Raw genomic sequence first — 20,309 nt, 5'->3', positions numbered from 1 at the left:
TCTTGGGAAGCACTTTAAGGAGGCAGATTTCTTTAGGTACCAAAGCTTTTTCAAACAAAGAATTTGTATATTTAGATATCTTGAAGTAAAGTATATTTAATAAACATTATTTTAACCGGTATTTTCCGATGGAGGTTCCTTTTACTTTATGAAGGCAAGATATGAACTCGCGAACATGAACTTAACAGTAAGCAATGTGACTTTACGTAATGCGGCGGATAGTTATGTCCTCTTGAAAGCTGCAGATGATCAAAATAATGAAATTACGATCAAGCTTTCCCACGAACAAGCAGAATTTCTGGAAGCGGAATTAAGGGATGTAAATCGCCGCCGCAGGGAAAATAGTCCTGATATATCTGGAAATGACCAGGAACGTATTAATGACGACGATTCTTTCAATCTGTTTAGCATTGATTTATTCAATGAAAGTGAATCGAAGTAATTGATCGTATATACTTACTTACCCCGAATCAAATTTACTTCTCTGTAACCTTCCTTCCGGTTTAAGTTGATGCTACAGAGATTTTATCATTCCCGCCAATACAAAAATCCGAATTTAAAGTTATTAAAAGGCCATTTGGAATGTTTCAAGCAAGGTGACCTATCGTTACCTTTATTTTGATTGCTTGAAAAAATTCTTCACCAAAAGGAAAATGGATGATAGTACAGCAAAAACCAAGAAAAATACGATGAATCCCCAAAGTCCTACTGCCGCATCTTGAAACTCCATATTCCCCCTGCTGGTAAGGGCTTGCTGTATTTCAATGGCAAATACTAAAACAACCATGACTGTAAAGGTATAAAGGAAAGAGAGTATCGTTATCCCAAAACGCATCCGGGAAATTAAATTAGATAAAATTAACACGAACAAAAATATGATGATACCGATGATTCCCATTATCCAAAAATGCAAATCTTTGTCCGTTGCATTTGAATTTAATGTGTCACTCACAAAGAATAGGATGAAATCGTGAAGATTATTGACGATTTCAGCTAATATCTGGATGATTTCTTTCATTTTTTCACACCTCCATTCCTTAGATTATAGCAGGTTATAAATCTATATAGAAGAGGGGGGTGCCAGACTGACCTTCGATGGAAGTAATGTGAAATCATAAACATGCTGGGAAACGAAAAAAACTCAAAGTACCAAGAAAAAAATGAAGTATAAGCGAATCATGGAAAGTAGGATGCCTATTTCCAATGTTTTAACACCTTGGCTATCTAAGCCATGATTGTTTTAATCAGTTCCTTTATTTAATGCTAGTAAAAAATATCTTTGCTTAATGATTTCTGTTTGGAGGAAAAAAGGATGAATGATATACATAATCATGTGTTAACAGTAATTGATTTTATGAAAACCGGACACAAAACTTGCTTTGTGAAAGTAATTGGTTTTGATGCTGAATCCGGACAGGATTTTGAAGGGGAAGTTAAATTTGTCGGTGATTTGCCTTTTGGAGATTTGATTCATCCCGAGCGTTCACATTTATCTCCCACTTGCAGGGAATTTGTTCGGGATGACTTGCTGCACAGATACAATCAAGGGCAATTTGAATGAAGTATGGGAAATTTTTATAGAGAATCTAATAAGATGACATTCTGTTAACTTGTTTAAAATTGGTAAAATGCCGGGTATAAAGAATATGGTATGTAGGAACTTTTTTATGCCAATCTTCTCTTTCAACTGACAAAATAGCATATTTCTCCCTATTTAACTCTCGGACTATAATCCTTATAATATTAAATAGGAAAATATGACATTTTGTGTAGGATTATACTGTTTCTGAGGTGAGTTTCATGGTATATGCAGATATTCTGAGTAATATACACTCTGCTATCTCCAGTAAAAAAGCTGATTTACATGTGAAAATTGAACGATTAGAAAATGCGAAAAACGATATTATAAAAGAGCAGAGCATGTGTCTGAACGAGATTAGGAAAATAAATGACCCTGAGCTAGGTGGCAGCTGGACAGGGAACCGTTCGGATCAATTTCAGGATGCCCGTCATGATGCCTATAATGTGATGTTCAGTATCATTCATGACGATTATGACGATTACCAATGGAAAATCGAGGCCATGATTACAAAGCTGAATGCCGAGAATACGCTTCTGAGCATAGCGGGGAATATAGCCCATGAAGCCGACTCCCTTTTGAGCAAAGGCGAAGAGGCATTTGAGCAGCTGGAAAGTAAAATATCAGATTTAAAAAGGCGGTTGTTTTAATGACGACAATCAAACTGAATCATCCTGCCGTAACGAAGCAAGTCGATCAGGTGAAGACGGCACTTGGTACAGTCACGCTTGGAAATTTGCCGGCAGGCGAGCTTGGCAGCAATAAATTGGAATTCACCTCGAAATGGATCGACCGGGAAACAAACCTGGAGAAGGTCTTCGAGCAATATATCAAAATCGTCCAGAAAAACGTGGAAGATACCCGTGCCAGCATTGACTTATTAAAAGAACAGGATGATGCCATCGCCCAAGCGTCTTCACATGGGTATCAGCGATGAAGATATATGATGCCAAGACATTGACGGCCGCAACCAAGTCGCGCGCCAAGCAATATGAAGAACTAAAGAATGAAGTTGCAGCCCTGAAGAAAGAATTTCAGGGCATCGTCGGCCTGGATAACGAGTTTCAAGGGGCCGGTGCCGCCGCCATCAAAAGCTTCTATGAAGCGCAAATCGAGGTGGCGGACGCCTGGATGGAACTATTCACGACCCAGATCAGTTTTTTGGAAGGCATTCCGGCCAGTCTGGAAGAGGCGGACCTCTCCGGAAATACGGTGGTCGAGATTCCCTTTTTAGATGGGGAAGTCTCGAACGGCATCAACCAAGCGAAGTCGCTTGTCGATCAACAAGCAAACGATCTTCAAAGGGTTCTCGACAGCATTTACGATATCCTGCCTCTTGATATGTTCGACCAAAAGGACTTTAATGAAAAAATCACGCTGGCCGGGCACACGCTGGATGACACCATGACAAAGGTCGAGAATGTCGACCGGCAATTGGTCGAAGAATATGATGTGTCCATCGGGCAGGAAAACGTGGCCGTTGGCCTCTTCCGCGCCTTACTTGATGCCACTAAACAGGACGGCACCGTTTCACCGATGACCTTTAACCAATCGGCATTTAAGAATAGTGTCGTCTATCAAGTGAAGGATGAAGTAGCCGGTCAGATGAAAGACTATCAGACCTTCAAAAAGCAGCAGGCCGAAGCCCGGAAAATCGAACAAGAAATGGAAGAACTCGAAAACCGCCCATGGTACGAAAAAGCCTGGGATACGACAAAAACCTTTACAGGGGAATTCACGGGATATTATGATTCTATCAGGGCCTCAACCGGAGTCGATCCAGTAACCGGCCGCAAGCTGTCCGATGCCGAACGAATCGCCGCCGGCGCCATGGCCGCCGCTGGATTCATCCCCGTCGTCGGCTGGGCCGGCCGGGCCATCAAAGGCGGCAGCGCCCTATACAAAACCGCCAAAGGACTCAACGCAGCGAACCATGCCCTCGATGCCTATAAATCGACAAAAGGCTTTAGCCTCCTCCAGAAAACCGAATACGGGATATACGGGCTCCTCGCAGCCAACGGCCTTGGCGAAGCGGTCACCGGCAAAGACATGTTCGGCAACCAGCTAACCGAGGAACAGCGCCAGAACGGGCTGTTGATGGCACTCGGAATCGGCGGTGTGGCAGGGGCGGCAAAGGTCGCAGATAAAGTAGCGAGAGGAACAAAGTTCGTCCCTTACAGCAAGGAATTTGCGCAAAGGCAGGTTCAGAAGGTTCAAGCTACAATAACAGACATAGCGAGATCAGGAAAAACCACGTTAAAAAATATAGGTGAAGAACTAAGTAAAAAAGAAATTCCTAAACGTATAAGTGTGGAACAAGTTTCCCTCGCAGGAGGACCAAACCTTCCCCAAGTAGTGATGGAAAAGCAGACAATTAAGGAAGCCTATCAGAAATTCACGGTGAAGGATAGTAAAGTAGAGGGTGTTTCAGGGGAGAGTATTTCTAAGGGTACGGGTAATCGTTTGGCTGGAGAAAGTGAAGTTATAACTCTAGTACGAAAAGGAGAACAGTATACAAACGGTAGGAAAAATCGATTAAAGCCTAATATTAGGTATCAAACTGGCGAGTTTGACTACCTCTATGAGACAGATAATGCAGGTAGGCTTGTAAAATTTGAAACAGAAAAATTACAATTAACAACTAGAACAGATAGATTGTCTCACAGTAAAAATACTCCAGGGAAGATAAAAGGCCAGGACCATGCAGGGCATTTGGCAGGCGATAGGTTTGGCGGCTCACCTAAAATTGATAATTTGGTTTCCCAATTATCTGATGTTAATTTGAAGCAATATAAGAAAATTGAATATGAATGGGCTGCAGCTTTAAAGGAGACTCCTCCAAAAGAAGTAACAATTAATCTAGAAGTAATATACTCTGGAAATAATACGAGGCCGGAAAAATTCCTAGTGAAATACACAATTGATGGTGAGTCATTCTCTGAAGTCCTTTTAAACTAATATAAGGAGTGAAAACTAGATGAGTACTTTTGAAGATAGATTTAGTGAATTGCAAGCTGATATGATATCCATATGTATGGAATATATTGAAGAAAGAGCCGACAAAGTATATGTTTACGCTTCATGTGAGGAAAGTATTATTTCGAGCAAGTTTTTTTATTTAATTAATAACAAGTATGTAAAACCTCATAAAGTGAATGACGCATTGTCGAATGGGGATGAAAGATACAATGTATCTTCGGAACGGCAGTTTATGGTTTTAGATATCTTAAATGAAGATATCGAAAAAATTAAAGGATTATGTATTGATTATGAAAAAGACATGCCTACTGAAATGAAGTTAATATATGATGTTAAGAGTGGAAAATTCAAAGCTGAATACAAGTATGAATTAGTTCATACTAATCATGAAACTAAAACGGCTCGTCAAATTGCTGATGAGTGGTTTGAGGAGATACAAAATAATAACCTTTAAGGTTTGCTTGTTTTAAATGTGCTTATTTAATCAAGCCGTTTTAAAAAATGAACTATGAAGCACTTGATTGTCTTTTAGACTTCAGGTGTTTTTTTTATAGCTGTTATGATTTTGACAACATAAAATATATGTCAGCCAAACAACGGCCCGCCTAAAAACTCCCATATGGTCGTGAAAGATGCCGCGAAGTGGTGAAAAATAAGCTTGCGAAGGGATATAATAGAAGTAGGAGATTTAATAGATTCGGGCATCACTAAGGCAAGAAATGCCTTCCAACTCCCACAAACCCGTCTTGTTATGGCAAATGTAGGTGATATTGGTAGAGTAAGTGCACCAATAGAAAATTCTCATGCAGTTGGGAATAAGATGAGAGATATGCTTAGTCGGATTGATGGGGTGAATTTGGAGGGGACTCCTAAGGGTACGGGTAATAAGATAGATTCTGATACAATAAAAAAATATATTAGAGATATAGAAGGACGAACAGGCAGAGAGTTACCTAAAAACCAAATAGAGAAGTTGAAGGAAGCTTATGCCCTATCTGGCACCTGAGTTAATAGGGCGTGAGGCCTAAAATCATTTAGATTTACTTCAGACATGGTAGCTTAGAAAAAAGTAGCGAGTGGTACTAAGTTCATCCCATACAGCAAGGAATTTGCGCAAAAGCAGGTTCAGAAGGTTCAAGCCTTCGGTAGGGAAATCGGCAAGGTGGAAGTACCTCTCCGGATTAGGGTCGAAGAATTAGCCACGGCGTATGGAAATAACTACAAGCATGTCACTTTTGATAATACGACGGTTAAGGAAATTGTTCAGAAGTTTGCGGTGAAGAGTGATGGTGGTAAGGTTACAGGCAAAGTAGTGCTAGCAAAAGGATCCAATGAAATTACAAGAGTGGCGTATGGAAAGCACTATACAAGAGAGCGAATGAAGAAAGTTTTAAAACCGAATATTGAATATACATCCCTGGTGGTCATGTATATAAAACGGACGTAAAGGGTCGGATAACAAGTGTCGAAGGTTCTCTTGATTTAGGCAATGGTAAAAGAAACAATTATGCACAGCGAATTGCTGGAAGAGAAGATCGATTGCAAGATGATCAAGGGGGTCATTTAATTGCAAGCATTTTTAAAGGGTCTGGTCAACTAGATAACCTTGTTCCAATGAATGCAAACCTGAATATGGGGGAATGGAAAAAACTCGAAATATCTTGGGCTAAAGCTTTAGGCAGTAATCCTCCTAAAACAGTTGAAGTGAAAATTACTCCAGTTTATAAAGGAGACTCTAAGCGGCCCGCTAGTTTTAGAATAAATTATAAGATTGATAAAAAATAGATCAGGAGGTAGGTAAGTATGAATGAAATTAAACTTAATAGTATTTATCAACAAATAGCTCAAATTATTAATAAAACTATACCAGAAGAGTGGTCAAAGGTATTAATGTACGGTGAAATTGCTGACGGTACCGGTACTGCATTCTTTTTTTATTATACTTCTAAAAGTGAAGTGCCTATTTATAGTCATGATATACCTGAAATATATAGTTTTAATGAAGAAGAATACGATAAATTATGGTATCAATTATTAGATGAATTAAAACTATTGTCAGATGAATTTAAAAATAATAATCAAGAACAATGGACCAATTTAACTTTCACTTTAGAAAGTACAGGGAAATTTAAGGTTGACTATGATTATGAAGATCTATCAGATGCAGATGATCACGAAAGAAGGGTCATTTGGGAATATAATCGTTTAGGCCTATTACCTGAATCTGAATATGATAAGAGTATTTTAAAAGAATACCTCAAGAATGAATGATGGAGGACAAGAAAAGCTTGTTTTTTTGTAGGACCTTAACGGTAAAGTTTAGGTCTTTTCATTGTTGATATGAATATCAGTTGGATTAAACACTTGATTGCCTTTTAGGCAAAAGTGCTTTTTGTTTTTTCGAAGATACAAGTATAAAACGCATTAAAGAAGGAATTCTCATTTAAAGAATTCCTTCTTTGCATACTATTTGTTAAGAAATGATTTTTCGAAAAATTCCAGAAGATGCTCTAGAGTGATTGGATCACTGTAGGTGGATGCTTTACTATTTATTTCAAATATACGATCGTTCTTAACGGCAGGTATATTTTTCCACGTTTCGGTTTCCACAAATGAATTAACAACATCTGGGTTTTTACTAAAGATAATATAATCTCCAGTATACTCAGGAAGCACTTCAGATGAGAGGACATAAATGCCGGATTTAAGTGCCTTTTCTTTTACTTTTTCAGGCATTTTCAAATCCATTGCTTGATACAATATTTCAGTTCCGCGTGCATAGTTATTTCCAAATACATAAAACTCTTTAGCATCATTTTCAATTACTGAAACAGTTGCATCTTCACCAATTTTTGCACGTATCGCTTTTCCTGCGGATTCTGCACGCGTTTCGAAATCATTAACCCATTCTTTTGCTTCCTTTTCTTTGTTTAAGAGTTTTCCGATTTCTATTTGCTGTGATAAATAATCTAATTTTCCCCAAGTGAATACTACAGTTGGAGCAATTTCATTTAGCTTTCCAATATTTTTCATCTCGGATCCGGCTATGATTAAGTCCGGTTCCAGTTCAATGATTTTCTCGAGGTTATCTTCTGATACGACTTCCACACCCTTTAGTCTTTCTTTAAAAAGTGGATTCATATTAGTCCATTGGTCTATCCCAACGACATTGCCTTCCAAAGCCATTACATTAGGTCCATTAGAGAGAGCAATTATTCTTTTTGGGTTTTTAGGAATCTCAATAGGGCCAGTTTCTGATTGATATGTAACTGTTTCTTTTTTAGCCTTGGATGCATTATTTTCGTTCGCTATCTCTTTGTTCCCGCAAGCACTAAGAATAAGTACGAACAAGAATAGGAAGGGGATGAATAGCTTTTTCATTCTGTTTTTTCTCCTTATTAATTATAGAGTAGGTTAAAAACATATCAAAAAAATGTCTAATTAATAATGATATTCATTTTCAATGACTACATCAATATATTAATAGTAATGATAATCATTGTCAATAACTTTAGCCAGATGACTAAAACTGTGTACTAAAAAATTGCAGTGTTCCCAGTCATCATTTTCTGCCTGCGTCGGTTAAATACTTGTTGAAGACTTCCGTTAAATTTTATTTAATCTATAATATTCTATTTAATTAATTCTTGTTTACATAACTATATTATGGTCTAATCGTTGCGAAATCATACTTATTTGAACTGAAATTTGGAGGTATATATAATTCTATAAATATAGTATTGAAAGAAAGAATTAATGAAGGGTTTTAAATCAAGATTGGCAAAAGAATTCAATTATCCTATGCCTGATCCTTCACTGGATTCAATGGCATCAACTTTAAATGTTGGAAATATGAAACAAAAGAATTCAGGGATAACTGATGAAGCTATCATGAAACCTTGGCCATTAACGATGATGAATTTAATGTATGTATACAAAGATTCTAAAATTGTTATTCCTAGTCATAAAACTCGGGGAGATTTAGGCTTTGCTTCCACATACATTGAATTGGCTAGAATCAATGAAAAAATTGTTTTCGGATTCACTCTAAACTTTAATTAACTTGTCCACACCTATAATCAGTACAGGCATATACAATAGTAAGGAGGGTGTTAGGATGCAGATATATTGTTGTTTTGAAGAGAAATGTTATGAGAATAATGACCCGAGTACAATATGGTTTCCAGGAAAGCGTTGTAAATGTAAGAAGTGCAAAAAAAACAAGCATCGTTTTTATTAATCACAAAAGAATGAAGCAGCTGTAAAACAGTTGTTAAACAGGGGCGGTCCTAGTGACCGCCTTTTTTATTTGGACATGAAGTTGATGGTGAGTAATGCTCTGAAATATCAAAGTTTAAAAACACTCAACCGTAATGGCTGAGTGTTTTTAAGCTAGTCTTTCTTATGGATTTGCCTGCTTTGCTGAATGATTTCATTATTTTTATTAATCGCTTCAACATAATTTAAGATGGTCATTGATCAATTCAATGTCTTCCATATATTCAAGTAACAATTGACGGATTTATCCAATAATCTTTCCAGTGGGATTTTCCTTTCTTCTGCCAAACGAGTGAGCCGCAAGTATAAATGAGAAGCGAGTGAAGAAACGAATAGATCTCTACCTTCGTTCATTTGCCAAGCACCCTTCCTATTTAATCGCTTCATTATTTAATGGATAGGATTGGAAGGGGATGGAACAAATGAATGAAAATAGCTGGTTAAATCGGTTGGCGAAGCGTGTGCTGGTAGCTGGTTCATTTTTGATAATTATTTTGCATAAAAAATAGGAGCTACGCTAAAATAGATAGCTCCTCATTTGTTTTATGCCAATTACTAAACTGGTCCATTAAGGCTCTCTAAGTGATTCGAAATTTTTGATGTAACGCAAGGGATATAGAATGATAAAAGTTTATTGAACTAAAGTTAATCCCTAATTAAAAAGGCGTATCCACACAATGAGGTAATTGAACTAACTAAATTAGTATCTACTACAGGAACTCCCAAGAAATTGAACTGCAACCTGTATTAGTTTTTGTAGCGGATAGCGCAACCCAAAGTCTTATTTTAGTTTAACCAAAATAAGACTTTGGTCATCTTTACGTTGGTCAGTGTCCTCTTCATTTCTAAGCGATTGTATGATTTCCTCTTTAAGTGTAGATAAAGGGGCAGCCGAATAGGTCTTTAACAATGAGCATAAACGGTCTGAACCTAGAGGTTCTTCAACTCCATCTGTATAAAGGCAGAGCTTACTGTCCTTATTGTATGTAAGGGTATTTGTTTTAAAAATAATTTCTTCAAACATCCCGAGTGGAGGCCGATTAGAACGCAATGGATATTGTTTTCCGTTTTTATCCTGTAAAAGAACAGAAGGATGGCCTGCGTTAATATAATTAATTTCTCTCTTATCAGTATCGATTAAAAGGTAGACGGCTGTGCAGTAATGCCAAGTTTCACTTGTGTTTTTGAATAAAGAATGAAGGTGATCATCTAATTCTTTCATCACAGTTTTCACTTCAGAACCTTTTAAAATTAATCTCTGAAAAATGGAATGAAGTGACATGGTTATGAGAGCTGAAGAAAGCCCGTGCCCCATCACATCAAGTAGGATAAGCCCATACCGTTGGGCGTCAATTTGGTAGAATCCATATAGATCACCTGATAATTGATTGGAGCCTTTATAATACGCTTGAATTTCCAGATGTTCATTACTAATAGGAACAGTTAATAGTGTCTCCTGGATTTTTTTAGCAAGATCCATTTCTCTTTCTGTATCTACTTTGTATTTTTCGTTTTTTTCGTTTAATTGGATAAGTTTATCCTTTTGCATTTTCATCGTTTCATGAGCAGCCTCTAAATCGGAATAAGCCTTATTCCTAGCATTTAGAGCTGTCACTGCATCTTTTTTCGCTATAAGAAGCTCATTTTCTAATTCGTTTCTTTTTCGCATTGGAATCACTACACACTCAATAATAGTTCTTCCATCTCGCTCTCTTTGAACAGCATTTAGTAACACAGGTATTTCTTCATCGTCTTCAGACTTTAAGGATATATATATTTCCTCAATGTGATTTTCTAACTTAATCAGAGGAACCAGATAAAGCTGATGAAAGAGTATAGCAGAAGCGGAAAGGATAAAATTAATATGCTGCCCCTTCAATTCATCGAGATTATACCCCAATAGTTTAAGTAAGGTTTGGTTAACGGATAAAATAGTATCTTCTTCTGATAAAGTTAAATATCCGCAGGGTGCCTCATTTAGTTGTTCATTCACAAAAATTCACACCCATCTCTTTCTATAAATCCTTTGTCGGAAATTCATCCAAATACTGGCGAATTAGGTATATCGTCTCTTCAGGATGACTCATATGTGGACAGTGTCCTGTCGCTTTCATCAATTTCAATGTACTATCAGGAAGATGCTTATGAATATAATCACCTACTGCTGAAGGAGCAATAACATCTTCTGAACATTGCAAAATGAGTGATGGTACTTTTACTTTGGGTAAGTCTTTACGGTTATCAGCAAAAAAGGTAACCTCCGCAAATTGTCGAGCGATAATGGGATCAGTAGAACAAAAACGATTCTCTAGCTCCCGTTTAAGCTCTGGTCGATCTGGATTATTCATTACCGTTCCAGCAAAGGCGGTTGCCCAGCCTATATAATTTTTGTCCATCATATCAATCAATCCTAAAAGTTGTTCTTTTTCAAATCCTCCGTAATAATCATTAGGGAAATTCAGATAGCAAGGAGAAGGACCAACCAGAACAAGTTTTGAAAAATATTCAGGATGTTTAATTGATGCCAGCATGCCAATCACACACCCAACAGAGTGTCCAACAAATATAGCATCTTTTAGGTCTAATGCGGAACATACATCAAGTACGTCTTGTGCATACCCTTCAAGAGTACTGTATCTTTCCACGTTATATGCCTGTATATCTGAATTACCTGACCCAACATAGTCAAATAGGATAACTTGGTATTCATCTTCGAAGTCTTTTGCAACTGATTGCCAGACATTTTGATCACAACCAAAACCTGGGGCAAATATCATTGGTCGTGTACCACTTCCTTTAAACTTTACATTATTACGCAATAAAATATTGGGATTCATGATTAGCTCCTTCATTAGAAGATATACTTACTATATGTTAACACTAACCTTATTCGAATTAAAGAATTACACTTTAGTACTAAATAAGTGGAACTTATCATTAACTTCACCAAGATTTACTTGAACTGAAAATTGTCTTAGCATCTATTACCTTTAAGTTCTATCAACTTTTTACCATGGTCAGTAATGATCGGTTTTCATAGTCTTAGATTTGCTCGTAAGTGAGTACGAGGAACCGCATTATATCCTCAAACCATCATTTAAGATTTGTTAATAAAAAAGAATAATCATCCAACTATAATTTCAAAGGCACTCGCTTTAAAATGAACTTGAATGGGATACACTTCGTGGAGTTTCACATGAACTTCTTATACCCTAAAAAGACCGACAACGTTCCTTTATCATTAGCCTTCGGTAAATGGAGATCATTAAAATGTGGCTAGCTTCAGTTTTTTTTGCGCAAAATAATTATTTGAATAATAAATCAGAATCGGACGCCTTCTTTGTTTTTCCTGTATAATAATACTATATTTTACATTTGGGAGGAATTATTTATGGACCAAGCCGGTAGTTTAATAGGGCTTTTTGCAATCATACCGATTTTGTTTTATTTGGGACTTATTATATTAAGTGTTTATTTCATAATTAAGGTAATAAAGTTCATCAATGCAAAGACAAGATTAGATCAAGAAAGAAATGAAAAGCTGGATGAATTGATAAAAGTCATTGGAAAAGATCAAGAAAATCAAAATAAGCCGCTTTAATATAAAGGCTCTATTCGTAAAGATTATTGTTTTTAAAACGAAACTATTTAAGGTTGATTGGAGCGGAAGTGCGAGACTCCTGCGGGAGCAACATGACAGGTGAGACCCCACAGGCGTTTACGCCGAGGAGGCTCACCGCCCGCCCCGCGGAAAGCGAGCACCTGGAGGGGAAATCAACCACACTGCACTACTTGGTAAATAGCAACAAAGTATGTGAAAACAGCCAATATAAAAAAGCACAATTCCATTAGGGATTGTGCTTTTTTTTTATTTAAGAACGATGAAAGCTTACTAGATCCACATAAAAAGGGCGATTTTTTTGTAACGTCAAGGTAGGTGTACAAGCATTTCCTAATTAGCACCATAACATATTAGGAGGTGATTGAATTGACAGTTAAATTAGAAACTTTATTAGATCGTTCAGAAAAGAATATGGGGAGCGGAATTCATCCAGTCGTAAAAGAATCAGCTTTGGAAATGGTTAAACGGGCATACGAAGAAGGAATTTTTGTCCAAATCAGCGCAGGTTATCGATCTATGGAAGAGCAAGCAAAACTATATGGTCAAGGTCGCCTAGGTTATATCTACAATGGAAAAAACTATAGTGATTTATCGAAACCAAGAGTGACCAACGCGATGCCAGGTCAATCTTACCATAACTATGGACTAGCCATTGATTACTTCATAGTCAGCGATGATGGAAAGAATGCCATATGGACTGTTGATGCAAAATGGAAACGAGTAGCGGCTATTGGTAAATCCTTGGGCTTTGCATGGGGCGGGGATTGGTCAAGCTTTAAAGATTATCCGCACTTGGATATGACGGGCGGACTAACTTATTCTCAGTTAAAAGCGGGAACAAAGCCTAGACTGATATCAAAAGTGAATGGAACCACTCCACCAGCAACACAAGTCGAATCGGAAGTCATTGTAAAAGATACGCCTGCAAAGGACAGCGGCAATCAAACTATCAAGACCATTCAAAGGACATTAAATAGCAAGTATAATGCAAAAATAGATGTTGATGGTTATTATGGTCCCAATACTAAAAAAGCGCTGATCAAGGGTCTTCAAACAGAATTGAATAAACAATATGGTGCAAAGATTAATGTTGATGGAATATGGGGACCCCAAACAAAAGCGGCTTCACCTAATGTTAGGAAAGGGGCGGAAGGGAATATCACTTATATCCTTCAAGCTGCACTTTATTTGGAAGGACATAATCCACATGGCATGGATGGTATCTTTGGAAGCGGAACGGAAATAGCGGTGAAGGCATTTCAAAGGGCCAATGGATTATCTGCAGACGGGATTGCCGGTGAAAATACCTTTGCAAAATTATTTGGATGAAATATATGATATGTAATAGAATATAATGCTTAAATGCAATTAGCTTAGCAAAAAAGTCCTTAAAATGAGGGCTTTTTTTTATATCATAGCTGTAATTAAAAGTGAATACCCCAATCTCGTTTAAAATCAAAGCTGATGATAGATATTAAGGTGAGGAAACAAGCAGCTGTGAAAACTTAGCGGAAGCGAAAAAGGTTAGTTGTTGACGGACACCTCTAAAAAAACCTTTACGTATCCTTTAATATCTCAAATTAAGTAGTCATGTCGTTTCCCAACCATTTCTGCAACTTCACGACTATCTATCAGCAATTGTTCCAATTGATTTACAAACTTTTTTCATTTACCCTTTTTAGGAAATCGAAGGCTTCAACTTTACATATCCTCAGGTTTTCTTATGCAGTCTCTGTGGTGACCTAAAAATGATGTATAATGAAAGCGTTTTTAACACTTTGAAAGTGGGTATTGACAGCATGGAAATCATTTCTAACATCTTGCATAAACCGGAAACAACTAATGAAATACACTTTATAGGAAATACCGAAGATGAGATTTCGTTTGTGAATAGTAAAATCAAATTTTTGGGTAAAGGGAATCGGTTAATTATTGAACGGGGAGCCAAATTTAAAAATGCAACACTAAATTTTAATGGCAACAACTCGCTCATAATCATTGGGAAATCAAATCGCAATGCAACGATGAGCGTCAGTGTTTGGAATGATAATACATTTTTCCTTGGTCGCAACTATTCATTTAATGGTTTAGCGAGATTTATTCTCTCTGAGCAAAAGAATCTATTCATCGGTGATGATAATATGTTTTCAAGTGGTGTAGTCGTTCGTTTGGCAGATCCACATTTGATCTACGATGTTACAACTCAAAAACGGATAAATCCAACAAAGAGTGTGTACTTAGGTGACCACATTTGGATTGGGCAGGACGTCATGATCCTAAAAGGAGTAGAAGTAGGTACAGGTTCAATTTTAGGTGCAAAGTCACTCGTGGCAAAATCTATCCCTTCAAATGTAGCAGCTGCAGGAAGTCCTGCACGTGTGGTGCGGGAAAGTGTTTTTTGGGCACGACCATCTGTACATGCATATACTGAAAAAGAAACAGTTGAATCACAAAATTTCCCGGATGAACGTTTTATCTATACGCCAAAAGGCTCGATAGCGAATCATTTTGCGGAAATTGAAGAACAGCTTAATACCGCATCTTCTGTAGAGGAGAAGACTGACTTATTAACTCCTTATCTTAATGTAACAAGTAAGAATCGTTTCTTTTTTCCTGTACCTCCAGAGAATAAGAAAACATTGCTCGATCGAATCTTTCGCTAAGGAAGCAAGAAGTAAATGAATGGAATTATCTCAAAAAATAATCAAAACTCTGAGTTGCTTTCGTTATTTTTTTATATAAACGGTGCGACTTTCTTTTAAAACCAATGAATTGTATAAATATTTTTGGACATGGATACATGTACTCACTACAGACAACATTACCAAAATGGAATAAACCGAAAGATCCTTATCGTACCAAAAATAAATCCAGTTTGGACATCTATTGCATTTTTCTTCAAAGGAAACATGTTTATTTAAGTTATTAAAGTGAGGATATTCTAAAAGTTGTCCTTTCACAAATATGAATTGTCATATTAATCGAGTATTTATGCTCATTTTTGTTCACTTAAAATTGACTGAAATATAATAGTCTTTTTAATTTTCCATCATATTCCTCCAATAAAGTTAAAGCAGGACATAATTTTATTGGAGGTAAAAAATGAAAAAATTATGGAAAAAGCCGATTTTGCCTATCGCCACTATTAGTCTAGCATCTGTGATGATTGTAAATGCCATTCCAGAAACTCCAGTTCAAGCAGAATTGAATGCTCAATTACAAGTGAAGAATCATGTGCTTCCGTTAGGAGCACCTAATTTGATTGAGCAAAGAACTTCCATGAATCCAGCACCAGGAGTGACGTATACCAAAATCCATCGTGGTGAAGCATCTTCTAAAGACTATTTTACAGTGGATGCGGCATTTGTAAAAACAAAGAAGCGGGCAAAGATATTTTTGGGGAATTTAAAGAGAGATGGTTTCAAAAATGCTCGTATCATAAGAGAACCGGATCGGGCCATGGATGATGGGGAAAAAGGTCCACTTGGATACATTGTCCGCATCGGCCAATATCAGCTGGAAGCGGATGCAGCTGAAATGAGAAACAAGTTATCGGAAAAGGGATATTCAGGTTTACGGACTGTTTATACGGGTGAAGATGGAGAGAAAACAACAGGGCCATGGGTGGTGAATGTCCTTGAAGTGGATCAGGATCGATTTCAAGGGCATGTGGAGCCTGAATTGGCAAATGATGCAGTGACAGGGAAAGAAACATTGACCCAAATCTCTGTCAGAAATGATGCCATTGCCGGAGTTAATGCCGGATACTTTGTTGTAGGAGAGAAGGATGGAACACCAGGCGATCTTGCCGGTATATTCGCCAGCAAAGGTCAACTTGTCAGTGAGGCGATAAATGGCCGATCTGTCCTGATTTTATCTTCTGTTGAAGAGAAGGCAAACATTGCGTCTGTTTCCACGTCAATTCAGGCTACATCATCTGATGGTGCGGTCAGGGAAGTGGATGGATTAAATCGGAAGCCAGGATTAATTCGCAATTGTGGCGGTGTTGGAGGAGATACGACAACAGAACGGGCGAAACATGATTTTACTTGTAATGATGAAAGTGAGCTTATCCAATATACGTCTGTATTTGGAGAAAAGACAGAATTGGGTGACGGTATGGAAGTGGTCGTAAATCATGCCGGAGAAGTGGCGGAAATTCGTAACCAGCGTGGAGGAGTCATTCCGGGGAGTGGTTTTGTTCTTGCGGGAACGGGGGAGGCGGCAGAGTGGCTTCGAGACCATGCCCGACATGGGATGAAGGTTCAGGTGAAGAGTGAAATCACCGGGGATGGAAAGCTATTAAAATTGAACCGAACCACCAGCATGATTAATGGGGGTCCTCGATTATTGGAAAACGGAGAAATTTCCATTAATGCCGCAGAGGAAGGCTTTCACTGGGAAGAAGATCCTGGGTTTTATTATCGTTTTGGGGAACGTCGTAATCCTAGAACGCTTGCAGGAATCAAAGAGAATGGCAATCTATTATTTGTCACCATCGATGGACGCGCACCCGGATGGAGTGTGGGAGCTAATTTTAAAGAAAGCGCGAAAGTCATGAAGTCATTAGGAGCCGTAGATGCCATCAATCTCGACGGCGGCGGATCGACGACCATGACAGTTGGAGATGAGCGAGTCACAAGACCATCTGATGCAGCAGGTGAACGCCCGATTGCCGACGGTATTCTGTTAGTAGAATAGATGGGCAGGAATTAAATAAACGTAAAATCTCTTCAGATAGGTTTCTGAAGAGATTTTTAACGGACTCATCTAATCAAGATATCATAAAGAATTCAGCCATTAATTGTGTGAACTTCAGGCATAATATAAGGTCTATAGAGGATCATGGGGATTGTTTTTTGTTGACGAGCTTTTACCTATATTTTTATCGCCCGATTGTGGAAGTTCCAAATTTAAACTTTATTCAAGATATATCCTATTAAACGGTAGACTAGTTACAAAACTCACTTATAATCTGGTTCTTCATTTCTTCAATCGGAAAACCTTGTTGGTAGGTGGATATCATCAACATGATACCTTGTAGGACAGATGAAAAATATAATGATCGTTTCCTTGGTTCCTTTTCACCCATATTTTCAAATATTGTACATTGAAACTCAAATTGTCTAGCATTTTCTTCAATAATGCGATGACTGTATTTTATCAACTCTTCATCAGACTCCGGCTGAGTTTGCAGGTGTAGATAGAACCGATGGACTTCCGGTTTTTTGTGGATATTATCAAGGGCACCATTGATTATATGTTCAAGCTGTTCACGAGGTGTATTTAAGGTGAACGCTTCTTCCATGATTTCAACCACTTCCCTGATTCTGGCCTCGACCATTTCAGAAAGCAGTTCTTCTTTTCCTTTGTAATAATTATAGAGTAACCCTTTAGAAATACCTGCCTTCTTGGCTATATCGCTTATAGAAGTAGCGTAATATCCTTGTTTTATAAATAACTCCATGGCAGCAGCGCGAATTTTTTGTTTGGAAGCTTGGCGAATGCGGTCATTTTCTTCTGATGTACGTGGCATTTTAACTTCATTCCTCCATAAAAGCAGTGAATTCTTGATATAAAACTTCAGAATGGGTGAGAGGCAGCATATGATCGGCATCCTCTATTTCGATGAATCCGATGTTTGGAACCTTACGGAAACAATCGGCAACTCGAAAATTATCAGCCAAGTCCTTTTTTTCGATAAAAAATAACGTTTCGGTGTTCAATTCTTCTAATCGTTCCATTGCTGGCGGCTGAGGCCATTTCATCCAGAAATCAGCGGGCCATTTAAGCATGCGCCCGAAATGATGTCTAAGCATTTGAACAATGAGATCTTTGTGCGGACTTTCGGTAATCACCTGATATGTTGGTGAATGAAGGGCAAGCTGTAACATCCTATCTATATTGGGTGCACTTTCCAATATTCTTTCGTGATATTGTTCAAACTCCTTTGAATAGGGAAAACCAGTTAAAGAAGGAGCAATTAACACAAGTTTCGATACTCTTTCAGGGTAATTAAGAGCGAAATCAGTTGCAATCTGCCCGCCCATGGAATGGCCAATAAATGTTGCCTGATGAAGTTCAAGGTAATTCATTAGTGCCAGAACCTCGTCTACATAGTTTACCTGCTTTATAGGAGATGGTGATTTACCGGCACCACGGCCATCATAAGCAATAACTTTGTAATCCTTAGATAAAAGAGAGTCTAAAAATGTCCATTGCCTCAAATCAGTCCCACCACCATGAATCAGAACAACAGGACGAACATTTCCAGTGATCTGGAAAAATAAATCAAAAATGTATTGTAATTCCTAAGGAGCTTAGATATTATTTCCATTCTGAATAATGGTGCTAATCAATAAAAAGTTAATCTTTCCCTTTTATTGAACAAGCAGGGAAGGGGAGCATCGGAATCTCTCCATTACCTTTGCAAAAGCCAATTCTAATTGGTTTATTACCATTTCCATCACTCCTTATAGAGTGCAAACCCAATAATGAAGAAAGCCTTTTATTCTATTTTAATTTTGCATTAGACCTAAATTTGTCCATACGTAAAATTCCCTTTTTGCATAAACTGGTAAAGATATAATTCGAAGGAGGAATATACTTGAGAAAGAAACTTTTAACGACGAGCTCGGAGGGTTTGATGGAAGATTCATATCCCTACCAGTTGTATCAAAAGGCAAAAAAGTTTGGAATTTGGAATCCCCAAGATATCGATTTCTCACAGGATCAAGAGGACTGGAAAACACTTTCTGTTAAGGAAAAAGAATGGGTGCTGAAACTTCTCGCACAATTTCAGGGAGGGGAAGAGGCGGTTACTCTCGACTTACTCCCATTGCTTAGGGTGATTGCAATAGAAGGTAGATTGGAAGAGGAGATGTTCCTAACAACCTTTTTATGCGATGAGGCTAAACATACAGAATTCTTTCGGCTGGTGTTAAATGCTATTGGTGAAAAAGGCGATCTTTCTCATTTGCATTCTGAATCCTATCGTAAGTTATTTTATGAAATTCTCCCCGAAACAATGGAACGGCTATGGCATGAACAAACCCCTGAAGTAATAGCTGACGCAGCTACAGTGTACAATATGTTTGCAGAAGGAGTGTTGGCGGAAACTGGATATAAATCATTTTACGATGGACTGAAAAGGATCGGTAAAATGCCCGGACTAATAGAGGGCATTGACCATTTAAAGAAAGATGAATCAAGGCATATTGCATATGGAACATTTCTTCTTCAGCGCTTGATTTGTGAACATCCTCATCTTTTTGACAGGGTGGTTAAGAAGCTTGAGGAATTGGCACCACTTGCTATCTCTTTAAATGCAGAGGGCGTTATTGGAGACGGAGAAAAAGGAAAGGAATACCATTCTGATATTAAGAAATTCTCAGAAAAACAGTTAATGGTAAGAATTGAAATCCTTGCACGGGCGAAGGGACAGACAATCGAAGAAATTTATCGATCTACTGGAGGAAACTCAAAACTATAAAGGAGTAGAATGATAGAATAAGAAATCACCAGTCAATATGATTGGTGATTTCTTATTAAAATTATCATTTTTTTACTTTAATGATAAAGATAAATAAAGTTATTTCGTGGTATAATTTGTATTTGTTTCCAAAATTTAAAGAGAGCTGGACAAACAAAAGTGTTAAAGATTCGTTTTTTAGTTTCACTATTATTAGTAGGAGTGTTTCACGTTTAGTAGGATTGGGCGGAGTTTGAGAGATTGAAATTATTAGATACCATTGAATTTAATGGATTAATTCAAGAAGATGCCGCATTCGAAAAGGGTACAATAAGTGAAGTATCTTATGGATGAAGATGGAACAACTTTGGCTGTAAAGT

22 protein-coding genes and 1 pseudogene are annotated in these 20,309 nt (G+C 37.6%); 16 read left to right on the top strand and 7 right to left on the bottom strand.

Translation table 11 applies throughout. The features are described from left to right. The first annotated feature begins 148 nt into the window (after nucleotides 1-148). The gene (locus MPH60_RS10685; protein ID WP_241588677.1) at nucleotides 149-442 is read left to right on the top strand and encodes a hypothetical protein; all 294 of its coding nucleotides are present in this window, start codon (nucleotides 149-151) and stop codon (nucleotides 440-442) included. Nucleotides 443-613: 171 nt separating this feature from the next. Here MPH60_RS10685 and MPH60_RS10680 read toward each other — a convergent pair whose 3' ends face one another. Next, complete coding sequence (locus MPH60_RS10680) at nucleotides 614-1,018, bottom strand: hypothetical protein (protein WP_241588676.1); 405 nt, start codon at nucleotides 1,016-1,018, stop codon at nucleotides 614-616. A gap of 294 nt (nucleotides 1,019-1,312) precedes the next feature. On the opposite strand from MPH60_RS10680, the gene MPH60_RS10675 reads away from it, so the two are divergent. From MPH60_RS10675 to MPH60_RS10635, 9 genes and pseudogenes are all read left to right on the top strand, one after another. Next, nucleotides 1,313-1,561 (top strand): hypothetical protein, encoded by a 249-nt coding sequence (locus MPH60_RS10675; protein WP_241588675.1) that lies wholly within the window; start codon nucleotides 1,313-1,315, stop codon nucleotides 1,559-1,561. A gap of 239 nt (nucleotides 1,562-1,800) precedes the next feature. Beyond that, the gene (locus MPH60_RS10670) at nucleotides 1,801-2,229 is read left to right on the top strand and encodes a YwqH-like family protein (protein ID WP_241588674.1); all 429 of its coding nucleotides are present in this window, start codon (nucleotides 1,801-1,803) and stop codon (nucleotides 2,227-2,229) included. Then, nucleotides 2,229-2,516: a YwqI/YxiC family protein gene (locus tag MPH60_RS10665; protein WP_241588673.1), complete on the top strand. Its 288-nt coding sequence runs from the start codon at nucleotides 2,229-2,231 to the stop codon at nucleotides 2,514-2,516. The genes MPH60_RS10670 and MPH60_RS10665 overlap by 1 nt, the downstream gene beginning before the upstream one ends. Beyond that, nucleotides 2,513-4,537, top strand: coding sequence for a T7SS effector LXG polymorphic toxin (locus MPH60_RS10660; RefSeq protein ID WP_241588672.1), 2,025 nt, complete (start codon nucleotides 2,513-2,515; stop codon nucleotides 4,535-4,537). Before MPH60_RS10665 ends, MPH60_RS10660 begins: the two co-directional genes overlap by 4 nt. 19 nt (nucleotides 4,538-4,556) lie before the next feature. Then, the gene (locus tag MPH60_RS10655) at nucleotides 4,557-5,012 is read left to right on the top strand and encodes an immunity protein YezG family protein (protein ID WP_241588671.1); all 456 of its coding nucleotides are present in this window, start codon (nucleotides 4,557-4,559) and stop codon (nucleotides 5,010-5,012) included. Nucleotides 5,013-5,432: 420 nt separating this feature from the next. After that, nucleotides 5,433-5,543: pseudogene (locus MPH60_RS10650) on the top strand (hypothetical protein); the annotation flags it as partial. Between the two features lie 177 nt (nucleotides 5,544-5,720). Continuing rightward, nucleotides 5,721-6,005, top strand: coding sequence for a hypothetical protein (locus MPH60_RS10645; RefSeq protein ID WP_241588670.1), 285 nt, complete (start codon nucleotides 5,721-5,723; stop codon nucleotides 6,003-6,005). After that, a complete protein-coding gene (locus MPH60_RS10640; protein WP_336275359.1) occupies nucleotides 5,966-6,343 on the top strand; it encodes a DNA/RNA non-specific endonuclease in 378 nt (125 codons plus the stop codon). Before MPH60_RS10645 ends, MPH60_RS10640 begins: the two co-directional genes overlap by 40 nt. Nucleotides 6,344-6,361: 18 nt before the next feature. Continuing rightward, nucleotides 6,362-6,829 (top strand): antitoxin YezG family protein, encoded by a 468-nt coding sequence (locus MPH60_RS10635; RefSeq protein ID WP_241588669.1) that lies wholly within the window; start codon nucleotides 6,362-6,364, stop codon nucleotides 6,827-6,829. A gap of 195 nt (nucleotides 6,830-7,024) precedes the next feature. Here MPH60_RS10635 and MPH60_RS10630 read toward each other — a convergent pair whose 3' ends face one another. Continuing rightward, nucleotides 7,025-7,939 (bottom strand): iron-hydroxamate ABC transporter substrate-binding protein, encoded by a 915-nt coding sequence (locus MPH60_RS10630; protein WP_241588668.1) that lies wholly within the window; start codon nucleotides 7,937-7,939, stop codon nucleotides 7,025-7,027. A gap of 375 nt (nucleotides 7,940-8,314) precedes the next feature. On the opposite strand from MPH60_RS10630, the gene MPH60_RS10625 reads away from it, so the two are divergent. Continuing rightward, nucleotides 8,315-8,620, top strand: coding sequence for a hypothetical protein (locus tag MPH60_RS10625; protein WP_241588667.1), 306 nt, complete (start codon nucleotides 8,315-8,317; stop codon nucleotides 8,618-8,620). Between the two features lie 417 nt (nucleotides 8,621-9,037). On the opposite strand, the gene MPH60_RS10620 is transcribed toward MPH60_RS10625, so the two are convergent. The 3 genes from MPH60_RS10620 to MPH60_RS10610 form a co-directional block, all read right to left on the bottom strand. Then, nucleotides 9,038-9,190: a hypothetical protein gene (locus tag MPH60_RS10620; protein ID WP_241588666.1), complete on the bottom strand. Its 153-nt coding sequence runs from the start codon at nucleotides 9,188-9,190 to the stop codon at nucleotides 9,038-9,040. A gap of 427 nt (nucleotides 9,191-9,617) precedes the next feature. Beyond that, the gene (locus MPH60_RS10615) at nucleotides 9,618-10,829 is read right to left on the bottom strand and encodes a SpoIIE family protein phosphatase (protein WP_241588665.1); all 1,212 of its coding nucleotides are present in this window, start codon (nucleotides 10,827-10,829) and stop codon (nucleotides 9,618-9,620) included. Between the two features lie 22 nt (nucleotides 10,830-10,851). Then, complete coding sequence (locus tag MPH60_RS10610; RefSeq protein WP_241588664.1) at nucleotides 10,852-11,673, bottom strand: alpha/beta fold hydrolase; 822 nt, start codon at nucleotides 11,671-11,673, stop codon at nucleotides 10,852-10,854. 554 nt (nucleotides 11,674-12,227) lie between these two features. Here MPH60_RS10610 and MPH60_RS10605 point away from each other — a divergent pair. The 4 genes from MPH60_RS10605 (at nucleotide 12,228) to MPH60_RS10585 (ending at nucleotide 17,159) form a co-directional block, all read left to right on the top strand. Next, the gene (locus MPH60_RS10605; RefSeq protein ID WP_241588663.1) at nucleotides 12,228-12,437 is read left to right on the top strand and encodes a hypothetical protein; all 210 of its coding nucleotides are present in this window, start codon (nucleotides 12,228-12,230) and stop codon (nucleotides 12,435-12,437) included. A 387-nt stretch (nucleotides 12,438-12,824) separates the two neighbouring features. Further along, nucleotides 12,825-13,787 (top strand): peptidoglycan-binding protein, encoded by a 963-nt coding sequence (locus tag MPH60_RS10600; RefSeq protein WP_241588662.1) that lies wholly within the window; start codon nucleotides 12,825-12,827, stop codon nucleotides 13,785-13,787. A 419-nt stretch (nucleotides 13,788-14,206) separates the two neighbouring features. Beyond that, entirely contained in the window at nucleotides 14,207-15,121 is a 915-nt protein-coding gene (locus MPH60_RS10590; RefSeq protein WP_241588661.1) for an acyltransferase, read from the top strand. 439 nt (nucleotides 15,122-15,560) lie between these two features. Then, nucleotides 15,561-17,159, top strand: coding sequence for a phosphodiester glycosidase family protein (locus MPH60_RS10585; protein ID WP_241588660.1), 1,599 nt, complete (start codon nucleotides 15,561-15,563; stop codon nucleotides 17,157-17,159). A 250-nt stretch (nucleotides 17,160-17,409) separates the two neighbouring features. Here MPH60_RS10585 and MPH60_RS10580 read toward each other — a convergent pair whose 3' ends face one another. Both MPH60_RS10580 and MPH60_RS10575 read right to left on the bottom strand, forming a co-directional pair. Next, nucleotides 17,410-17,994, bottom strand: a complete 585-nt coding sequence (locus MPH60_RS10580) for a TetR/AcrR family transcriptional regulator (protein WP_241588659.1) — start codon at nucleotides 17,992-17,994, stop codon at nucleotides 17,410-17,412. Between the two features lie 7 nt (nucleotides 17,995-18,001). Beyond that, nucleotides 18,002-18,706: an alpha/beta fold hydrolase gene (locus MPH60_RS10575; RefSeq protein ID WP_336275358.1), complete on the bottom strand. Its 705-nt coding sequence runs from the start codon at nucleotides 18,704-18,706 to the stop codon at nucleotides 18,002-18,004. A 359-nt stretch (nucleotides 18,707-19,065) separates the two neighbouring features. On the opposite strand from MPH60_RS10575, the gene MPH60_RS10570 reads away from it, so the two are divergent. After that, a complete protein-coding gene (locus MPH60_RS10570) occupies nucleotides 19,066-19,950 on the top strand; it encodes a R2-like ligand-binding oxidase (protein ID WP_241588657.1) in 885 nt (294 codons plus the stop codon). Nucleotides 19,951-20,309 lie beyond the last annotated feature (359 nt).

Origin of the sequence: Peribacillus sp. Aquil_B1, from assembly GCF_022603275.1 — a bacterium.
Classification (GTDB): Bacteria; Bacillota; Bacilli; order Bacillales; family DSM-1321; genus Peribacillus.
The sequence above is the reverse complement of the archived record's forward strand: the minus strand, read 5'-3'. Positions and strand labels throughout refer to the sequence as shown.